This window comes from Hamadaea flava, from assembly GCF_024172085.1.
Lineage (GTDB): Bacteria > Actinomycetota > Actinomycetes > Mycobacteriales > Micromonosporaceae > Hamadaea > Hamadaea flava.
The window spans coordinates 1,870,570-1,888,263 of sequence record NZ_JAMZDZ010000001.1; the positions used below are offsets into that span (position 1 = coordinate 1,870,570).

Annotated in this window: 18 protein-coding genes; 10 read left to right on the plus strand and 8 right to left on the minus strand. The window is 68.2% G+C overall.

Annotated features, from left to right (window positions below; translation table 11 throughout):
* Nucleotides 1-28 precede the first annotated feature (28 nt).
* The 7 genes from HDA40_RS08945 (at nt 29) to HDA40_RS08975 (ending at nt 8,100) form a co-directional block, all read left to right on the plus strand.
* Entirely contained in the window at nt 29-1,468 is a 1,440-nt protein-coding gene (locus HDA40_RS08945) for an MFS transporter (RefSeq protein ID WP_253753858.1), read from the plus strand.
* A complete protein-coding gene (locus HDA40_RS08950; RefSeq protein ID WP_253753860.1) occupies nt 1,468-2,151 on the plus strand; it encodes a class I SAM-dependent methyltransferase in 684 nt (227 codons plus the stop codon). The genes HDA40_RS08945 and HDA40_RS08950 overlap by 1 nt, the downstream gene beginning before the upstream one ends.
* Complete coding sequence (locus tag HDA40_RS08955; protein ID WP_253753862.1) at nt 2,148-3,359, plus strand: flavin-containing monooxygenase; 1,212 nt, start codon at nt 2,148-2,150, stop codon at nt 3,357-3,359. Before HDA40_RS08950 ends, HDA40_RS08955 begins: the two co-directional genes overlap by 4 nt.
* A complete protein-coding gene (locus HDA40_RS08960; protein WP_253753864.1) occupies nt 3,356-4,366 on the plus strand; it encodes a carboxymuconolactone decarboxylase family protein in 1,011 nt (336 codons plus the stop codon). The genes HDA40_RS08955 and HDA40_RS08960 overlap by 4 nt, the downstream gene beginning before the upstream one ends.
* Nucleotides 4,363-5,526 (plus strand): saccharopine dehydrogenase family protein, encoded by a 1,164-nt coding sequence (locus HDA40_RS08965; RefSeq protein ID WP_253753866.1) that lies wholly within the window; start codon nt 4,363-4,365, stop codon nt 5,524-5,526. The genes HDA40_RS08960 and HDA40_RS08965 overlap by 4 nt, the downstream gene beginning before the upstream one ends.
* Before the next feature lie 9 nt (nt 5,527-5,535).
* On the plus strand, nt 5,536-5,940 hold the full coding sequence (locus tag HDA40_RS08970; RefSeq protein WP_275978749.1) for a DinB family protein: 405 nt from the start codon (nt 5,536-5,538) through the stop codon (nt 5,938-5,940).
* Nucleotides 5,941-6,108: 168 nt separating this feature from the next.
* The gene (locus HDA40_RS08975) at nt 6,109-8,100 is read left to right on the plus strand and encodes a hypothetical protein (RefSeq protein ID WP_253753870.1); all 1,992 of its coding nucleotides are present in this window, start codon (nt 6,109-6,111) and stop codon (nt 8,098-8,100) included.
* A gap of 58 nt (nt 8,101-8,158) precedes the next feature.
* Here HDA40_RS08975 and HDA40_RS08980 read toward each other — a convergent pair whose 3' ends face one another.
* The 3 genes from HDA40_RS08980 to HDA40_RS08990 all read right to left on the minus strand — a co-directional run bounded on the left by HDA40_RS08980 (nt 8,159) and on the right by HDA40_RS08990 (nt 9,895).
* Nucleotides 8,159-8,611, minus strand: a complete 453-nt coding sequence (locus HDA40_RS08980; RefSeq protein ID WP_253753872.1) for a hypothetical protein — start codon at nt 8,609-8,611, stop codon at nt 8,159-8,161.
* 84 nt (nt 8,612-8,695) lie between these two features.
* Nucleotides 8,696-9,553: an SDR family oxidoreductase gene (locus HDA40_RS08985; protein ID WP_253753874.1), complete on the minus strand. Its 858-nt coding sequence runs from the start codon at nt 9,551-9,553 to the stop codon at nt 8,696-8,698.
* A gap of 51 nt (nt 9,554-9,604) precedes the next feature.
* Entirely contained in the window at nt 9,605-9,895 is a 291-nt protein-coding gene (locus tag HDA40_RS08990; protein WP_253753876.1) for a hypothetical protein, read from the minus strand.
* Between the two features lie 113 nt (nt 9,896-10,008).
* Here HDA40_RS08990 and HDA40_RS08995 point away from each other — a divergent pair, with 113 nt between their 5' ends.
* A complete protein-coding gene (locus HDA40_RS08995) occupies nt 10,009-12,840 on the plus strand; it encodes an AfsR/SARP family transcriptional regulator (protein ID WP_253753878.1) in 2,832 nt (943 codons plus the stop codon).
* Between the two features lie 21 nt (nt 12,841-12,861).
* Here the strand turns inward: HDA40_RS08995 and HDA40_RS09000 are convergent, their stop codons facing one another.
* Nucleotides 12,862-13,461 (minus strand): helix-turn-helix domain-containing protein, encoded by a 600-nt coding sequence (locus HDA40_RS09000; RefSeq protein ID WP_253753880.1) that lies wholly within the window; start codon nt 13,459-13,461, stop codon nt 12,862-12,864.
* A 69-nt stretch (nt 13,462-13,530) separates the two neighbouring features.
* On the opposite strand from HDA40_RS09000, the gene HDA40_RS09005 reads away from it, so the two are divergent.
* Nucleotides 13,531-14,058, plus strand: a complete 528-nt coding sequence (locus HDA40_RS09005) for an SRPBCC family protein (RefSeq protein WP_253753882.1) — start codon at nt 13,531-13,533, stop codon at nt 14,056-14,058.
* Between the two features lie 85 nt (nt 14,059-14,143).
* On the opposite strand, the gene HDA40_RS42480 is transcribed toward HDA40_RS09005, so the two are convergent.
* The 3 genes from HDA40_RS42480 to HDA40_RS09020 are packed head-to-tail and all read right to left on the minus strand — an operon-like array spanning nt 14,144 to nt 16,053.
* The gene (locus HDA40_RS42480; RefSeq protein WP_253753884.1) at nt 14,144-14,755 is read right to left on the minus strand and encodes an STAS domain-containing protein; all 612 of its coding nucleotides are present in this window, start codon (nt 14,753-14,755) and stop codon (nt 14,144-14,146) included.
* Nucleotides 14,679-15,269 (minus strand): hypothetical protein, encoded by a 591-nt coding sequence (locus HDA40_RS09015; protein WP_253753886.1) that lies wholly within the window; start codon nt 15,267-15,269, stop codon nt 14,679-14,681. Before HDA40_RS09015 ends, HDA40_RS42480 begins: the two co-directional genes overlap by 77 nt.
* Nucleotides 15,270-15,276: 7 nt before the next feature.
* Nucleotides 15,277-16,053 carry a DUF899 domain-containing protein gene (locus HDA40_RS09020; RefSeq protein WP_253753888.1) on the minus strand — a complete coding sequence of 259 codons (777 nt, stop codon included), beginning with the start codon at nt 16,051-16,053 and terminating at the stop codon, nt 15,277-15,279.
* Between the two features lie 137 nt (nt 16,054-16,190).
* Between HDA40_RS09020 and HDA40_RS09025 the strand changes: the two genes are divergently transcribed.
* Nucleotides 16,191-16,475, plus strand: coding sequence for a hypothetical protein (locus tag HDA40_RS09025; RefSeq protein WP_253753890.1), 285 nt, complete (start codon nt 16,191-16,193; stop codon nt 16,473-16,475).
* Between the two features lie 425 nt (nt 16,476-16,900).
* Here HDA40_RS09025 and HDA40_RS09030 read toward each other — a convergent pair whose 3' ends face one another.
* A complete protein-coding gene (locus HDA40_RS09030; protein WP_253753892.1) occupies nt 16,901-17,527 on the minus strand; it encodes an RHS repeat-associated core domain-containing protein in 627 nt (208 codons plus the stop codon).
* Nucleotides 17,528-17,694: the final 167 nt, after the last annotated feature.

Sequence of the window (17,694 nt, forward strand, 5' to 3'; positions counted from 1 at the left end):
TCCCACTCTAGTGAGAATTGGAGATCTGATGCGCGAACGCTCATTCATGGGTCGCGGCGGGGCCTTGGTGCTGATCACCGTCGTCGAGCTGCTGGTCTTTCTGGACACCTCGGTGGTCAACATCGCTCTGCCGCAAATCGGCGACGGCCTGCACCTGCGTGAGGCCGGTCTGAGCTGGGTCACCAACGCGTACCTGCTGGCCTTCGGTGGGTGCATGCTGGTCGGTGGCCGGGCGGCCGACCACTTCGGCGCTCGGCGCATGTTCCAGATCGGACTGGCGCTGTTCACGCTGGCATCGGCCGCTGCCGGGCTGGCCGTGGCGCCCTGGCACTTGATCGCCGCCCGCGCCCTGCAAGGCATCGGCGGCGCGGTGCTCATCCCCGCGCAACTCTCTCTGCTCGCACAGACTTTCACCGAGCCGGATGCGCGCCGCCGCGCGTTCGGGGTGTGGAGCGCGATGGGGGCTGCCGGTGCGGCGATCGGCACCTCCGCTGGCGGACTGCTCACGCAGTCTCTGGGCTGGCCCGCGATCTTCCTGATCAACGTGCCGATCGGCGCGGTCGCCCTCGTCGTGAGCCCGCGCCTGCTCACGGCCGACCCGGCACGGACCCGCGGCACGACCGCCCGGCTCGACCTTCCTGGCGCCGTCGTCGGTACCGCAGGACTGCTAACGCTTGGCTACGCCGTCGGTGCGCTGGCCGACCCCGGTACGCGCGTAGCCGGCGCGGGGCTGTTGGCCGTCGCCGTGGTGCTGCTCGTGGTTTTCGCGGTCATCGAGTCGCGTACCCAGGAGCCGCTGGTGCCGTTGCGGCTGTTCGGCGTACGCGAGGTCACCGGGTCGACGCTGGTCAACGCGCTGGTCGGTGCGGCGCATGTCCCGGCATTCGCGCTGCTGGCGCTGTACTTGCAGCAGACGCAGCACTACGGCCCGAACCGCTCGGGCCTGGCCGTCTTGCCTGTCGCGGCCGCTGCCCTGGTCACGTCGCGGACGGTGATCCCCGGGCTGCTTAAACGGCTGGGTGCCCGCCAGGTGCTGGCCATCGGCCTCGCCCTGCAAGCGGCCGGGCTGGCCTGGTTCGCCATGCTGCCCTCCACGGTGGACTACCTGGCGGATGTCCTGCCTGCGACGCTCCTGCTGGGCGTCGGCCTTCCGGCAGCGTTTGTCGGCGTCACCGCCCCGGCGGTCACGGCGGTCGCCTCAGCCGACGCGGGTGTGACGGCGGGAGTCGTCAACACCGCCCAGCGCATCGGCTCCGGGCTCGGAGTCACCGCAGTCCTCGTACTGGCCGCTGCGGTGACTGGTGACGAGACGACCGCTACGAGCCCCGCGTACCTGGCCGGATTGCGGGCCGGGTTCGCCGCGTGCGCGGCGCTCGCTTTGCTTGGCCTGCTGCTCACCCTCATCCTTCTGCGCCCCAATCCATCCAAGGCCGCCGTGACGCTGGCCGTAGCGAAAGGACACCACTGATGACCCTTGCCACTGGCGACGAGCGATGGCTTGCTGAGACCTGGCCGTTCGTCCGCGAACATCTGCCGGCGGCGCCCGCCCGGGTGCTGGAGGTCGGCTGCGGGCCGCTCGGCGGTTTCGTTCCCGCTCTGCACACCGCGGGCTATGCGGCGGCCGGCGTCGATCCGCACGCGCCGCACGCGCCCGGATACCACCGCGAGCGTTTCGAAGACCACGCCATCGACGGCCCGTTCGATGTGATCGTCGCGTGCACGTCGCTGCACCACGTGGACCGTATCGACACCGTCGTCGACCGGATCCACGCTGCGCTGCGTCCCGGCGGGACGCTGATCGTCGTCGAATGGGCATGGGAGCGGTTCGACGAACCGACTGCTCGGTGGTGCTTCGCCCACCTGCGGTCCGAGCCAGTGGAACCAGGATGGCTGCAGCGCCACCACGACCGGTGGCAGGCAGCCGGGATCGACTGGGACACCTATCTACGTGGCTTCGCGGCCGAGGAGGGCTTGCATACCGGCGATGCCATCACCGGAGTTCTGAACTCGACGTTCGCGACAGAACAGCTCACCTTCACTCCGTACTTCGCTGCTGGCCTCGACGCCACGAGCGCGGACGAGCAAGCCGCAATCGAAGAGGGCTCTGTTCGGGCCAGCGGGATCCGCTACGTCGGCCGGCGGGTGTCATGAAGCCGACGGTTGTGGTCATCGGCGCTGGCTCGGCCGGACTGGCCGCAGCGGCCGCCCTGCTGGAACGCGGCGTGAGGAGCGTCGTTCTCGAGCAAGGCGATCGGGTCGCGACTTCATGGCGGCAGCGCCACGAGGACCTGAGGCTCAACACCATCCGGTGGCTGTCGGGCCTGCCGGGGTTGGCCATTCCCCGGCACGCGGGCCGCTGGGTGAGCCGCGACGACTACATTGCCTATCTGGAGCGGTACGCGTTGGAGCAGGCCCTCGACATTCGCTTCGGCGTACGCGCCCAGCGCCTCAACCCGAACGCCCGCGGCTGGCAGGTCGACACGGACTCTGGAGTGTACGAGGCGGCGCATGTCGTCGTCGCCACCGGCAACGACCGGGTTGCCTGGCAGCCCGACCTGCCCGGTCTCGCCGCTTTCGGCCGACCGGTCATGCACGTGGCGCAACTGCGGCGTGCAGCCGACCTCGCCGGGAAGCGTGTCCTGCTGATCGGCGCGGGTAACTCCGCCGTCGAGATCGCCGGGCACCTCGTCGACCACGCCGTCGCTGAGCTGTGGATGTCCGTTCGACGCCCGCCCAACATCCTGCCGCGCCAGCTGTGGGGCATCCCGCTGCACCCTGCCACCGTCGCGCTGCGCTACCTGCCCGAAGGGCTGCGCGACCGCCTGGCCCAGGCGATCTCCCGGCACGTGTTCGGTGATCTGAGCCGCTATGGCCTGCCCACGGCCACGGATGGCCCGTTCCGGCGGATGCGTACCAGCGGGGTGACCGCCGCGATCGACCAGGGCTTCGTCGATCACCTCGCTGCCGGAAGGCTGCGCATCGTCGCCGACGTCGACCACCTCACCGCAGACGAGGCCGTCCTACGTGACGGCACTCGCGTCGAGCCCGACGTCATCGTCACCGCCACCGGCTACCGTTCCGGCCTCACCGACCTCCTCGGCCCCTTGGACGTCCTCGACCAGCACCAGCGGCCACGCACCGGCAAGGGCCGCGAGGCGCTGCCTGGCCTGTGGCTCACCGGTTTCTGGCCCGCGATCGAGGGCAACCTACGCCAGCACGGGCGCGAAGCCGGGCGTATCGCCGATGGCATCACCACAAGCCGGTGCCGTTCCGCCGGTCCACCATCCCGCCCGACCAGCCTCCGACGGCAGTCGCCCACGCCCGATTCCCAGCATCAACCGTTGAGGAGTTCCCTGTGACCATCCGCCACGTCGTACCCGTCGCGCGCAAGGCCGCCACCGGACGCGTCGCCGCCGTCTACACCCAGTCCCTGGCCGACTTCGGCCAGGCCGCCTTCATGATGCTGTCGCCCGCGCCGGAGATCCAGGCCGCCACCTGGGCGCTGCTGCGCGAGGCCGAACTCGTCGGCCGCGCGCCCCGCGTCAGCAAAGAGGTCATCGCCGTCGCCGTATCGCAGGCCAACGGGTGCCGGTTCTGCATCGACGCACATACGATCATGATCCACGCCCACGGTACGCACGATCTCGCCGAAGACCTGCTGCACGACCGGATCCCGGCCGAACCGGCACATGCGGAGCTGGCCGCCTGGGCAGCATCGACGCGACGGCTGGACGCCATTCCGCCGCACGCGCGCCCGTTCCCGGCGGAACACGCCGCCGAATACCTCGGCACCGCACTGGCGACACATTTCACGAACCGGATGTTCTCCGCGTTCACCGATGAGCAGCTGATGCCCGGCAACCTGCAACGCTCCGGGGTCGTACGCCGGGTCGGGGCCATGGCCTACACCCGGGTTATGCAGCGCGAACTCGCGCCCGGCGACAGCTTGCCGCTCCTCGACGGCATCACCGCCGGGTTATCGCCCGCGTGGGCGGCTGGTACGCCGATCGCGGCCGCGTTCGCCGCCCTAGGCGGCGCCACGGCTTCCGGCGGTGATCTACTCAGCACCGCCGCCCGCGAGATCATCTACGCGAGTGTCGCCCGGTGGGACGGTGCACATCTGCCGCCGTCAGGTGCATGGCTCGCCGAGGCGCTCGCCGGGCTGCCCGCCGCCGAGCAGCCTGGGGCGAGACTCGCCCTGCTAGCCTCGATCGACCCGCACCGCATCGATGCCGGAGCAGTCGCGGCCTGGCGCGCCACCGGTCACTCCGACGACGCGGAACTCGTCCGTCTGGTCGCCTACGGAGCCTTCACCGCGGTCCAGCGGATCGCCGACACCATCACCGATCCAGCGACGATGCGATGAACACGACCAAGACAGGCTCGATCCTTGTCGTCGGCGGCTACGGCGCCGTAGGCACGATCGTGTCCCGGACGCTCGACGGATGGTTCCCCGGTCGCGTCCTCGCGGCGGGCCGCCGTCCGCAACAGGCCCGCCTCGAGCCCGGCATCACGGCTGTCCGCCTCGACCTCCACGAACCTGGCAGCCTCGACGAGCTCCTGCGCCAGCACTCGATCAGTACGGTCGTCCTCTGCGTCGAACCACCCGACAGCGCCTTGGCCCGCACCTGCCTGCGCCAAGGAATCCACCTCGTCGACATTGGCGCCTCCGACCAACTCCTGTGCAAGGTGGAGGCGATGGCCGACCTCGCCATCGACAGCGGCGCCACCGCCGTACTGAGCGTCGGCGTCGCACCGGGACTCACCAACCTGCTGGCACAGCAAGTCCACCAGACCCTCGGCGGGACCGACCAGCTCGACATCACCGTGCTTCTCGGTGCCGGCGAACACCACGGCCTCGACGCCGTCGGCTGGACCGTCGGCCAGCTCGGCCAACAGTCCGCGCATGAGGCCCGGCGGTTCAGCGTCGCGCTGGCCGGGTACGGCGCCCGCACCGCCTACCCGTTCGGCTTCTCCGACCAGTACACCCTGCGCCGCACGCTGGGCGTCGGCAATGTCACGACACGACTGTGCCTGGACTCCGCACCGCTCACCGCGCTGCTCTTCGGCTTAAAACGCATCGGGGCTTTCCGCACCGAACCGCTCCGCAAGGCCCTCACCCAGATCCTCGCCCGCATCCATATCGGAACGAGCCGGTTCGCGATCCGCGTCGACGGCCAGCGCGGCGGCAGACACGCCGCCTACAACCTGACCGGCATCGAACAGAGCCGGATCACGGCGCTGGTCGCCGCCCACGTCACCCGAAAGATCGTCACCGGCTCGCTGCCGACAGGAGTCCACCACATCGAACAGCTGCCAGCCCTAGCAGACATCCCCTCTCAGCTCCTCGAACACGGCGTCACGCTCTGGCCTCCCGGCCCTCGGCAGCCAACCGCGGCACGCCGTGACGGCAGCTACAGCGACTCGATGTTGATCACCGCGCCAGTAGTGGACGAAGATTCCGTCAGCACCGCAGGCGGGCGGGAAGTCCTGGAGACCTTCCTCGACTACCACCGCGAAGTCTAAGGGGGCAGACTGCGGAACCTTTCCGAACAACAGGCACGCCAACAGCTGGTGCCCTCACGGACGACACTCATCGGCCTGGTCAAGCACGCGGCCGCAGTCGAGCGGAACTGGTTCGAGCACTACCTGGCGCAGCGGCCCCGCGAAGGCATCACCGGCGACTCGCTCGGCGGCCCCGCCAGCTGGCATGTCGACGACACGCAAACGGTGGCCGACGTCGTATCCGAGTTCGACAACGCTTGCGCCGAGTCCCGGCGCCTGGCCGCCAAGTTCGACCTGGACTACACCGTCCCGCACGAGAAGAACGGCCGGGTTGCGCTGCGCTGGATCTACATTCATCTGATCCGCGAGCACGCCCGGCACGCAGGCCACGCCGACATCCTGCGCGAACTCACCGACGGGACGCTCGGCGACTGAGCCGTACAAACACGGGGTGTAGCAAGGGCCCACGGCCCTGGCTGCACCCCATGTTCGCGGCCTCAGCTAGCTGGGCCGGCTCGGCCAGTCAGAGCCGCTGCTCTCCACACGGCCTTGCATGATCATCAAGGTGCGGCGGTTGGTCGCGTCCCGTTATGCTGACTCGTCGTGATCTATGGCGATGTGGAGTGGCGGGCGGTTTCGCCCGCCCAGGGATGGTCGCGGCGGATGGCCTTCAGCCCCTCGCTAGGTTCGTTGGTGCTCTTCTGCGTGGTGGGCAGCGGGATCGAGCAGTGGGTCTGGGACGACGACCGCTTCGTCCGGAGGCAGCGGCGTCCCTTCGACGGCAAGGGCTTCGCGCTCCTGACCCCCGAGAACGGCGAACCGACGCCCCTCCAGCTGCACGAGGACGGCATCTTTGACGCCTGCGCCCTCGGCACGGACGTCTACGCCGTCCGCCGGGACGGGGCCGTCCTTCGCCTCGATGGGGACTCGTTGTCACCGGTGGCTGACCCGCTGCCCGGTATGGATGACTTCTGGGTTGACCATCTGTCCCTCGTGGTGGCTGATCACGAGAACGGCCGCCTGGTGGCCGTGGCCGACAAGGGGCAGGGTCACCACTTCGTCCCCAGCACGGGATGGGAGCCAGGTCCCCGCATCGGTCCTCTGGGCCATGGTCTGATGTGGAATTCGCTCACCCGGCGGCCCGAGGTGCTGCGTGGCGGTGGAAACGTGGGCCCCTGGGCCGAGCCGGAGCCCTGGGGCGAGGAGCGAGTCCCGACCAAGGTCTACATGCCGGGTGGCTGGTATCGCCTGCCGCTCGCGGTCGACGAGGCGACCGGCCAGTGGGCGCTGCTCGAAGCGCACCGCCTTCTGCGCCGCAGTCCCGGAGGCGAGTGGAGGGAGCAGCTCCTGCCGCTGGCGCTGCCTGATGGTCCCGACATGGTCAGCGTGGGCGGCACCCTCATGGCGCTGTCGGTCAAGGACGTGGGTGACGTTTGGCTCGACGGTGACCGCTGGGTCAAGACCGATGCGCCGACCAGCAGCTTCTACCTTCATGCCGCGGCTAAGCACGGAACCGTCACGCTCGATGAGCGCGGCGCCCTGAGCCATACGATCGACGGCCGCACGGACGAGATCGCCGCCCCTTGCGACGCCCTCACGGGTATCGATGAGATCGACGACGAGCTCGCCCTGATCTGCGACCGTGACCGCGTCGTCCTCTGGCACGGCCGCAAGCACCGGACCTGGGTCGTCCGCCAGGGAGCCTGGACGCAGGTCAACGGAGGCGGCCCTCCGAAGGGCACCGGCGTGTTCTGCTCGACCCCGGTTGGCTTGTTCTATGTGGACGAAGAAGATCGTCCGTTCCTCTTCGACGACTCTGACCGCTGGCAGCGCTTGGCGTCCCTGGGCGAAGGCATCCGCCTCCTGTTCTGCCGTCCAACCGCCCCGGCTTTATGGGCGATGACGCCCGAGGGTCTGGCGGTGTGGCGCGACGACGCCTTCCAGCCCGTTGCAGCCCTCCCTGAGGAGGCGGTGGCCGCTGAGAATGCGCCCTATGGGTCGCCGTGCGACACCTGGTACGACCCGAAGGGCGACCGAGTCCTTCTGACCCTGAGCGGCGGGATGTGGGAGCTGCCAGTCCCCGACGAACGAGGCGGATTTCCTTTCCCGCAGACGCCCTTGGCGGGCGACGAACCCGCTCCCGAGCCGTCGGAAAACCGCAGCTGCTATGTCCTGGAGGCATCCATCCGGCCAGGCGGAGGACGTCAGGGCCTGCTGTTTGCCCTCCCCGACCTCGAAAGTATCCATGGTGTCATTGACGAGCTCGTGCTGGACGACTCCGTCGACGCGAGGATGCAGCGCGACCTGCTCGCCATGGGCGGCACGCTGACGCTATGGATCGTGCAAGAGGGCCTGCTCACCGAGGGCATCGATCTCAAGCCTCACCTGAATCTGGATGAGTTGACGATCGACTGGAACGCGGTGGCCGCCGCTACGCCCACTCTCAGGGGAAACCTGATGGACGTGGACGGGGTGTCGATCCGGATAGGCGACTTCGTCCCCGAATTCACCTACATCCAGGACGACGAATTGCTGGAGTATGGCGCCAACGACCCCGAAGGCGGCGGCATACCCGGAATCTTCGCCCCGATCTAGGCGGAGTGCCTACGGAGGTCGGTGATAGACACCACTGATGTAGATCTTGAAATAGTCGTCACGAATCTCCCTGGTGGCGGAGCGTTGAAGGTTCACGGTGGAAGTACTGGCCGCCGAGAGTGAGCCGGTCGAACAGGTCGTAGGTGTAGGCGGGGTGCTGGCCATCGGGCCAGGTGCGGGAGCTGATGTTGGAGTCCGCGTCAAAGCCGCAGCTGAGCGTCTGCCCCGCGCGGCTGACCGAGGTCAACCGACCAGCCGTCTCGTAGCCCTGCGTGCGTACGCCGGTCGGGTCAGCGAGGCTGACGAGCCGATTCTTGGCGTCGTACCCGAGGTCGTAGACGAGTACTCCGGCGGCCTGCGATTGGCTGGTGAGCCGGTTGAGGATGGTGACGTTGCCCGCCTCGTGATACTCGGTGGCGATGTCACCACCGGCCGGCGCGGTCTTGGCCGTGGGCCGCCCGTCCGCGTCAGCGCGAGATCGAGCCCTCGCCGCCCGGAAGGCATACGTCATACTCTATGTCCCTTGCAAGATGTGGATGCTCATTAACCTGTCGGGTGCACTCGCGCGCGACCTACGTAAGGCGGCATTCCCCGCTCACCGGGCGGTCTGGTCGAGCCACTCCGCGTACGTCGGTCCGGCGAGGGTGGCGTGGGAGCCGGGAAGCAGGCCACCGCCCTCGAACAGCGCACGGTCCGGATTGGCGGCGTCACTGACTTCCTCAACCCGCGAGGGGGAGCCACGCCGGGCGGCGAGCAGGCGGGCTGCCTCCGCCAGGGTTTCGGCACGGGGGCCTGCGATCTCCGGGTGTGGCAGCGTCATGACAAACGGGTCGGCCGCCGTAGCGACGTCGACTAGCCGCTCTGCGACCGCCCGCGCGGCGACGAGCTGCGTGCGCATCTTGGGCACGTACGCAATATCGCCTTGCGTACCCCAGGCGACGAGTTCTTCGACGAACTCGTGGAACTGCGCCGCGCGTACGATCCGCGTCGGGATCGGGCCGGCTAGCGCCGCCCGTTCGTGGGCGAGCTTTGCCGCGTTGTAGCCGGCGACGGAGTCGTCGATGCCGATGATCGACGCCACCACCATCCGGCGTACGCCGGCCTTCTGCCCTGCTTCATGCAGGTTGCGGGCGGTGGCGGTGAAGAACTCGGTCGCGGTCTGCTGATCGGGCGAGGGCGTGCTGGACACATCGATGATGATAATGGCATCTTCCAGTGCCTCGACCAGCCCGGCTCCGGTGACGACGTCCACGCCGGCTGAACGAGACATGGACACGACGCGGTGACCGCGTTCCTGGAGTACCTGCACGACGTGCCGGCCGACACGGCCGGTCGCGCCGGCCACCGCGATGGTTGTCGTCGTCTGCATGATGGTTATCGTCCTTCCGGAATTCTGCGTTCGGGTAGTACCGACATGACGTACCGGGGCGTACGAATGTGACCAGCCATTCATGCGAAGCTCGCGCAGCTCCCGTCCGGAAGCGACGCGAGCTTCGTCCGCGTCCTACCGTTCGTCGATGATGTCGCCGTTTTGGACCGTGGCGTCGTGGGTGAGGGCGAGGGTCTGAGCGACCGGCGGGAATGCTGCGGCCGCGGCGACGGCGGCATCGCGCAGCTCGGCCGTCTCCCACCGCCATACGTCCTGGTAGGTTCCGTCGTCGAGCCGGGTGAGCCGGGTTTCCTGCAGCCCCGGGAAGCCGGACCGGATGCCGGTGATCAGCTCGGCCCGGCGGGCTAGCAGCTGCTCAAGGCCGGCGGGGTCGACGGTGTAGTGGTGTACGCGAACTGCGGTCATGATCTTCTCCTCAGTGGGGATCTGCGGTACGACTAGATCCTGTGGCCGGGAGTCGATACGCCCACGATGTGTTTACGATGCAAACTCCACACTGGTCAGAGGAGGTTCGACGGGTGACGGGGCGGTTCTCGGTGCTCGGACCGGTGGATGTCACGGTCGCCGGTCGCCCGGTGGCCGGATTGGCCCCTCGGCATCGCGCCGTACTCGCGTACCTGCTGCTGCATGCGGGAAAGGTGATCAGCGCTGAGCGCCTGTCGGCGGCGTTGTGGGCGGACTCGCCGCCGGACACCGCCCGCTCGCAGATACACGCGGCGATGACGACGATCCGGCGGGTGTTGCGCTCGGCTGACCTGGACGGCGTGCTCGAGACCCGTACGGCCGGGTATGTGCTCTCGCCCCCGCCGGGCGCGTTTGATCTGGCCGAGTTCGGCGGTCTGCTCGAGGAGGCGCAGAAGTCGGCCGATCATCAGGTGGCCGCCGACCGGCTGCGGGAGGCCCTCGCACTGTGGCCAGGCGATGCCCTCATCGGGGTGAGCGCCGAGTACGCCCCAGGCGCACGGGCCCGGCTGGAGGAGCGCCGGTTGGCGGTGGTCGAACGGCTAGCCGAGGTGGAGCTCGCGTTGGGCCGCCACGAAGAGGTTTCGGCGGAGCTGACCACCTGGGTGGCGACGTACCCGCTCCGGGAGCGGCTGGTCGGGCAGCTCATGCGGGCGTTGTACGCGTCCGACCGGCAGGCCGACGCGCTGGCCGCCGGTCGCCGATATCGAGCCGGTCTCGCCGAGCGGCAGGGCCTCGATCCAGGGCGGTCCTTCCTCCAGCTTGAGCAGGAGATCCTGCGCGACCGGCCGGCCCCGCCCGCGGAGGAGCCGATACGTGGTGCGAACTTCCTGCCGTACGATGTGCCCGATTTCACGGGTCGGGTGGTGGAGCTGGACCGGATCCTGCGCGGGCTCGGGAGCCGGGTGTGTGTCGTCGACGGGATGGCCGGGATCGGGAAGACCACGCTGGCCGTGCACGCCGCACATCGATTCGCCCACCGGTACGCCGATGGTCAGCTGTTCGTCGATCTGCGGGCGCACACCGCCGGGCAGACGCCGGTGACGGCGTCCGACGCCTTGCACGTCCTACTGCGGCAAATCGGCGTACCGGCGGATCACATTCCGTTGGGTGAGGCTGAGCGATCCGCGTTGTGGCGTACCGAGCTCGCCCGCAGATCCGTCCTGATCGTGCTGGACAACGCCGTCGACGCCGAGCATGTGCGCCCGCTCCTGCCGGGAGCCACCCAGAGCCTGTTTCTGATCACCAGCCGCCGCCGGCTGACCGACCTCGACGGCGCGCTCTCGCTCTCGCTCGACGTGCTGCCTGCGTCCGACGCGATCACCCTGTTCAGCAGTGTCGTGGGCGAGCGGGCCTGGACCGAGTACGCCGCGGCCGGTGACGTGCTGCGACTGTGCGGCCACTTGCCGCTGGCCGTACGCATCGCCGCCGCTCGTCTGCACCATCGTCCGCGGTGGACGGTGGCTTACCTCGCGGATCGGCTGCGTGACGAACGCAGAAGACTTGTGGAACTGGCGACCGGGGAACGGGGAGTCGCCGCCGCGTTCACTCTGTCCTATCAGCAGCTGCCGATGTCGCAGCAACGCATGTTCCGGCTGCTCGGGCTGCATCCCGGTCGCGACGTCGACACCTACGCCGCCGCATCGATGGCCGGCATGGAGCCCGCCGACGCGGAGACGGATCTGGAGCACCTGCTGGACGCCCACATGCTCACCCAGCACGAGCCGGGGCGGTACACCTTTCACGATCTGCTTCGCGAACACGCTCGCGCCACCGGAGCCGCTACGGATGTCGAGGCCGACCAGCAGTTGGCGCTGACCCGGCTATTCGATCACTATCTGCATATTGCGGCGGCCGCCATCGATGTGCTCTACCCAGACAGCAAGCATCGCCGACCCGACGTCGTACGCGCGGAGCGCCTGTTCGGGGAGGCCGAGGCCACCGCATGGCTGGACGCCGAACGTGGCAACCTCACTGCCGTCTGCGCCTTCGCGACCGACCACGGCTGGCCCACTCACGCGACAAGTCTCTCGACCATCCTCTACCGCTACCTCTACAACAACGTTCACGACATCGACGCGCGCACCATCTACACGGCGGCGCTGGCGGCTGGTCGGCGTACGGGAGACCACCTGTCGCAGTCGCGCGCCCTGTCCGACCTCGGCTGGCTCTCGTTCGGACGCGGCGGATACGCTGATGCGCTCGACCTCTTCGATCAGGCCATCGCCCAGGCGCGCATGGCCGGCGACGGCACCGCCCAGGCTCGGGCCGAACACGGCTTGGCCAGCGTCCATCAGCAGCATCGCAATGGCGCCGAGGCGTTGCGACGATTCACTGCCGCGCTGGAGTTGTTCCGCGGCCGCGACGATCGGTTCGGTCAGGCGGTCGTCCTCAACAGCCTCGGCGCTGTGCACGAGGAAGCGGGCCGTTTCGCCGAAGGGCTGGCCGCGCTGACTCGGGCGCGAGAGCTCTTCCGAAGTCTTGGCACCGACGGTGGCGAGGCCGACGTACTCAACAACCTGGGCCTGGTACACCGGCGTCAAGGCCGTCTTGTCGACGCCCACCAATGCCACCAGCAGGCCCTCGAAATCTACCGGCGATTCGGAATCCGCCGCGGCGAAGCCCGGTCACTCAACGGGCTGGCGGCTGTGGCCGCGGACGCCGGCGACGTTGATGAAGCGATCGACGGCTACCAGGCCGCTCTCGCCGTCGCCGGCGAGGTCGGCAACCGGCTTGAGACAGCTCGCGCGCACGAGGGCCTAGCCCGCTTGCTCGTCGGCCGCTCACCGGCCGCGCATGACCATGTCCGGGAGGCTCTCAACTTGTACGCGCAGTTCGGCGAGCCCGAGTCGGGAGAACTGCGAAAGCTGCTGGCCGACAACGGATGACATCCGAGCCATCGGCATCCGTCAGGTGGCCGGGCGGGCATAGCGTGGGTCCTGGTTGCCGAGGTAGACCACCGTCATGGTGAGCCGGGCCGGCTCGGCAGCCGGGTTTCGGTAGAGGTGGGCGCGGTCGCCTCGGATGCGTACGGAACCTCCTTCTCCGACGTGGAAGGTGGCTCCGCCGACTTCCACGACCAGCTCTCCCCGGTGCAGATGGATCAACTCGCGAGTGCCGGCGGGATGGGCGTGTGAGCTGATCTCGTCGTGCGGGGCCACGACGAGGTCCCACAGCTCGACGAAAGGCGCCTGTCCGTCGTTGATGAGCAGCCTCGCTTCGCTGGCACGCCCTGCTCGCCGGACGTCGATGTCCTCGGCGGCGGTCACCCGGCCGAGGTCTTCGGGCGGCTCGACAAGCTGTCCGATGGAGACACCGAGGGTGGCGCAGATGCGCGCCACCGTCGCGATGCTGGGATTGGTCTGGCCCGTTTCGATTTGCTGGAGCATGCCGCGGCTGACGCCGCTGCGAGCGGCGAGGTCTTCCAGGCGCCAGCCGCGCTCCTTTCGCCCCGCCCGCAGGTTCGCTGCCAACGTCGCACTGACCGCTTCGGCTGGATCGGTTGACAACGAGCCACCCCCGTGTTCAGGATACTGCATCTGAGTTCCAAGATACTGTACCTACGGGAGAAATCAAGCATGACGAGCCACAACCCGGCCCCACAGCAGGATGTCCAATTCTGCCTCGACGGCATCGGCGTATCCCGGCCTGGCTGGCAGACCCTCATCGTCGCCGCCACCGCCGACAGCATGGCCAGCCCGCAAGACGTCTGGACACTATGGAGTGACCTGGCCAGCTGGCCGTCCTGGTCGCCGCTGCACCGGTCCACTGAGTGGACCGGGCCGCCCGGATTCACCGCCGGGGCGACCTTCGACCAGACCCTCAGCCTGGGCTTCCCCGCCGGGACCACCACCGACCACGTCACCGTCGCCATCGCCGAGCCGACTCAGCGCGCCTCCTGGTCCGGCGACGCCAACGGCGTACGGTCCTGCCACCTGTGGACCTTCACCGCGCTCGCGGGCGGCGGAACCCGCATCGGCAACACGGAAGTGTTCAACGGCACCGTCATCGGACTGACCAAACCGATGCTCGCCGCACGGTGGCGCCGACAGTTCCAGCAGGCCGCCGTAGCGCTTGCCCAGCTGGCAGTGCCGGCCGGTCGTTGACAAGGCTTGCCGGAGTGCGGTGTTCGCTGGGTGTCAGCCGATCGCCCAGCGAACTCAACTACATGTCGTTTCGAGATGGCTGCGGCTAGGAGCTACGAACGCGCTGTGACGCAATGCTTCGCCACAGTCCCAGGTCGATCATCCACGACCTCGGCATGAGAGGCTCGCCGGCCAAACTCGACAACCTTCCGGCACAGAGCGCCGCAACCACAGCATCAGCCGACGCGCCCGCCATCACTATGGATACGGCGACGGCTTGCGCGGCCCTCGGCCCCGCCGCGCGACCTGCCGCCGCAAACGCTGATCGATTAGGTTCCACGGATGGCCGTATCCACTCCAGCAGACCCATCACCTGAAGCACGCGTCCGACTGCAGGCTGGACGTCTCGTAGCCACAACGTTCCACCTGCAGCGTGAGCCCGGCGGCGTGCGTTGACCAGCACGGCGATCCCAGCCGAATCGACGAACGGAACCTGGCTCATCTCGACCACGACGTGGCCACCGCGGTCGACAGCCGCCGCGAGCTGGTCGCGGGTCTGCTGAAACCCCGCGACTTGCGCTGAACCGATCAACGCGTCGTCCTCCTGCGCCCAGGGGTGGGCAGCAACGGTGCGGCTCCGCCTACTCCTCGACGCGGACTCCTTCCGCGTCCGTGTTGCTGTGCGGATCCGGCTGCCCCGATCGAGCCAGAGCTGCACGTACGCTGCGCCAGGCGGCTCGTGCGATGGCTCCCGCCGCCATGGCGGTAAATATCGGCTGCAGCACGGGTGACATCACCAGTGCTCCGCATACGGGGGCGATGCAGGCCACGGCCACCCACCACACAACGGTCCGACGGGGAGCCGCCAGCAGCGATACGCCCACTGCGAAGCCCTCGGCCAGGGCGTGAGCGGCGAATCCCGCGATGGCGGCGGGTGAGATGACCAGGGTCAGCATCGCGCCCTCGACGAACCGGTGTACGCCGATCGCAGTGGCAGCGGAGCCGTACGACAGCGAACCGAGCACGGCTGCCAGGGCGTACCCGGCAACGGCGGCGACGAGGCCTGCGATCGACCAGATCTCGGCGACCAGATCCAGCACCAGCAAGCTCAGCACGACCCCTGCGGCACCGTGTAGCCATCGGGCGGGGAACCGGGTCGAACGGGCCAAGGCGGCCCCGCCCAGGGTCGCACCCGCCAGGAGTGCGACCCCGGCCAGCGTCAGCTGCGGCACGGCCGTCTCAGCAACCGCAGTCGCACGTCTTCGCCGAATTCTCCTCGGTGAAGAACGGAGCGTTGGCGAAGACGGCGACCGAGCGGCCCTTCGGCTCCTCCCACTGCTCCTGGCGGCCGAGCGCAGTCAGATCGAGGAAACCGTAGGCACCGCCGAGATGATCGGTTCCGCGGGCGTACGCGGAGTAGGTGTGGAAGATGCCGTCCGGCGTACGCAGGAAGCAGCTCATGCCTGAGATTTCCGATGCCTGCTCGGCGACCTCGGCCATACCCGCAGCCCGCAGCTCATCCGCGTCGCGATAGTTGAACACCACCGGTGTCACGGCGGGGTCAAGCGAGGCGTGATAGTCGTAGTTGAAGGTGGAGCCGGCCGACGAATACCAAGACAGGAAGTCCCAGCCGCGCTTGTCGCGGTAGTCGGCCAACTTCGGATAAGGCGCCCGGGAGATGGCCGCGAACGCGGTGTTGCGATGCGCCAAGTGGTCGAGGAACTGCGCGTTCAGCTCGTCCAGCCCGCCGGTGCAGCCGGGGCAGGCGTCCTCCCACGCCGGGTCGAACATGACGTGCTGCACTATCAGCTGGGTATGCGGCCCGAACAAGTCGGCCAGCCGCACTTCGCCGTCCGGGCCGGTGAAGACATAGTCGGTCTCCACCCGGACCATCGGCAGGCGCCGCCGGTCGGCGTTGAGCGCGTCGCGCCGCCGGGTGAGTTCCTTCTCCCGAATCAGCAACGTCTTGCGAGCGGTCAACCACTGCTCGCGTGAAACGATCTCGGGCAGGCTCATCGGGTTCCTCCTTCATGGGTTACACCTCAACGACGAACGGGACCCGCTCAGCTGGACAACCGCCGACAGAATTCTTCGTTCGACTCCCGCCGCACCGCACCTGACCCTCGCCCCGTCCCTCGTGCAAGGATTCAGGGATGGCGAAGAAGGAATCTCCCTCGACCTCGGAGCCCTCACTGAGCGCCCGGCTCCTCGACGAGATGTACCGCCAGGCCACGCTGGCCGAACAGGCGATGTCGCTGGCACGCGACGCCCTCGCCGAGGGAGACCTTGCCAAAGGACAGGCCTACGCGCAGATGTCCTGCGCGCTGTCACAGATGGCGACCGTCTACGGACAGCATCTCGTGACGGAAGAAATAGGCACGCTGAGCGACCGGATCACTCAACTGGCCGGGATCGTCGCACGTCGCGGAGCGTTCTAACCGCCGCCTTAGTACGCAATCCATGAGTCGTACGTCGATGTCCGTAGATCCAGCCTCGTGATCGCGGCAAGAGACTGGGAGCAAACATCACCGTCCGCTCTGCATGAACGTCAAGGCCCTGACGGTGGACGGTGTAGCTGCGGTCGGGGCCGAACTCGAAGGTTGCCGAGGCGTCCGACCCCGCAGTGGGTGCGCAGGCGCCGGAATAGCCATCAATGAGACACACCCCCGAGCCGCCCCCCGAACCAGCCCGAAGCGGCCACCCAGACAGTGCCGCCTCCGCCCATCGGCATGAACAGGCACGCGCACACAGCCGGGAGCCGATCTCCACCACGAGATCGCCTCCCGGCCGTCGAACTGCCGATCTTCTCAACTTTCATCGTTCCTGGCGCTCGCACGGCGACCGGAAGCGACGAGCAAGCCGGTCAGAAGGTGCGTCCCCTACTAGAGCGGTCGTTGCCCCAGATCGTGGGGTTCTCTGCGAGCGGGCTCCTGGACACACGTCCTGCAGCCATGTTCGCAGTAAAGCTGTTGAGCGTCGACGTCGCCACCGAGACGACCGCCTTCAAGCAGTCGTTATTCGGTACGCCCTTATAGCCGTAGCAGCCGTTGATCACCTGCATGGAGTTCGCCATCGTGCCGGATATTCCGCACATCAAAGCCTCGCCGGTGGCGCACATGGCGACGTCATAGGAGTCGGACAACGCTCGGCTGTACCCGTTGCATCCCCGGTACTTCTCGGAGCTTTCGCAGGTGCTGTTGGTGCAGGCGTACCCGCCGGCTTGGCAGCCGACGCTGGTGTCCATGCCGCTGCCGCTGCATCCGGCCACCCCCGCACTGCATTGGGTTTCATACAGTTCGCTCGGGTCGGACTTGGCCAGCGGGCTGTTCGACGCGTACGCGTACCCGTTGAGTTGTTGGGGGTTGAGGTAGTTGGCGACCGGGTCCGCGGAGATGAACCGGCCCACAGTCGGGTCGTACTCGCGGGCGCCGACCGTAGTGAGCGCGACGTCGGGGTAGCTTTCGTCGACCTCGTGCTCGCAGGCTCCCACAACGGGCTAGGCGAATTCGACCTCGCGGCCAGATACGCACAGGCTGCAGTCGACGCCTACGGCGCGATGCCGTGGCCGGCCCGGAGCGATCTGGCACTGGTCACTCTCGCCGACGCATACGCCGGCCTCGGCGACATCGCAGCCGCACAGAAACACCGCGCACAAGC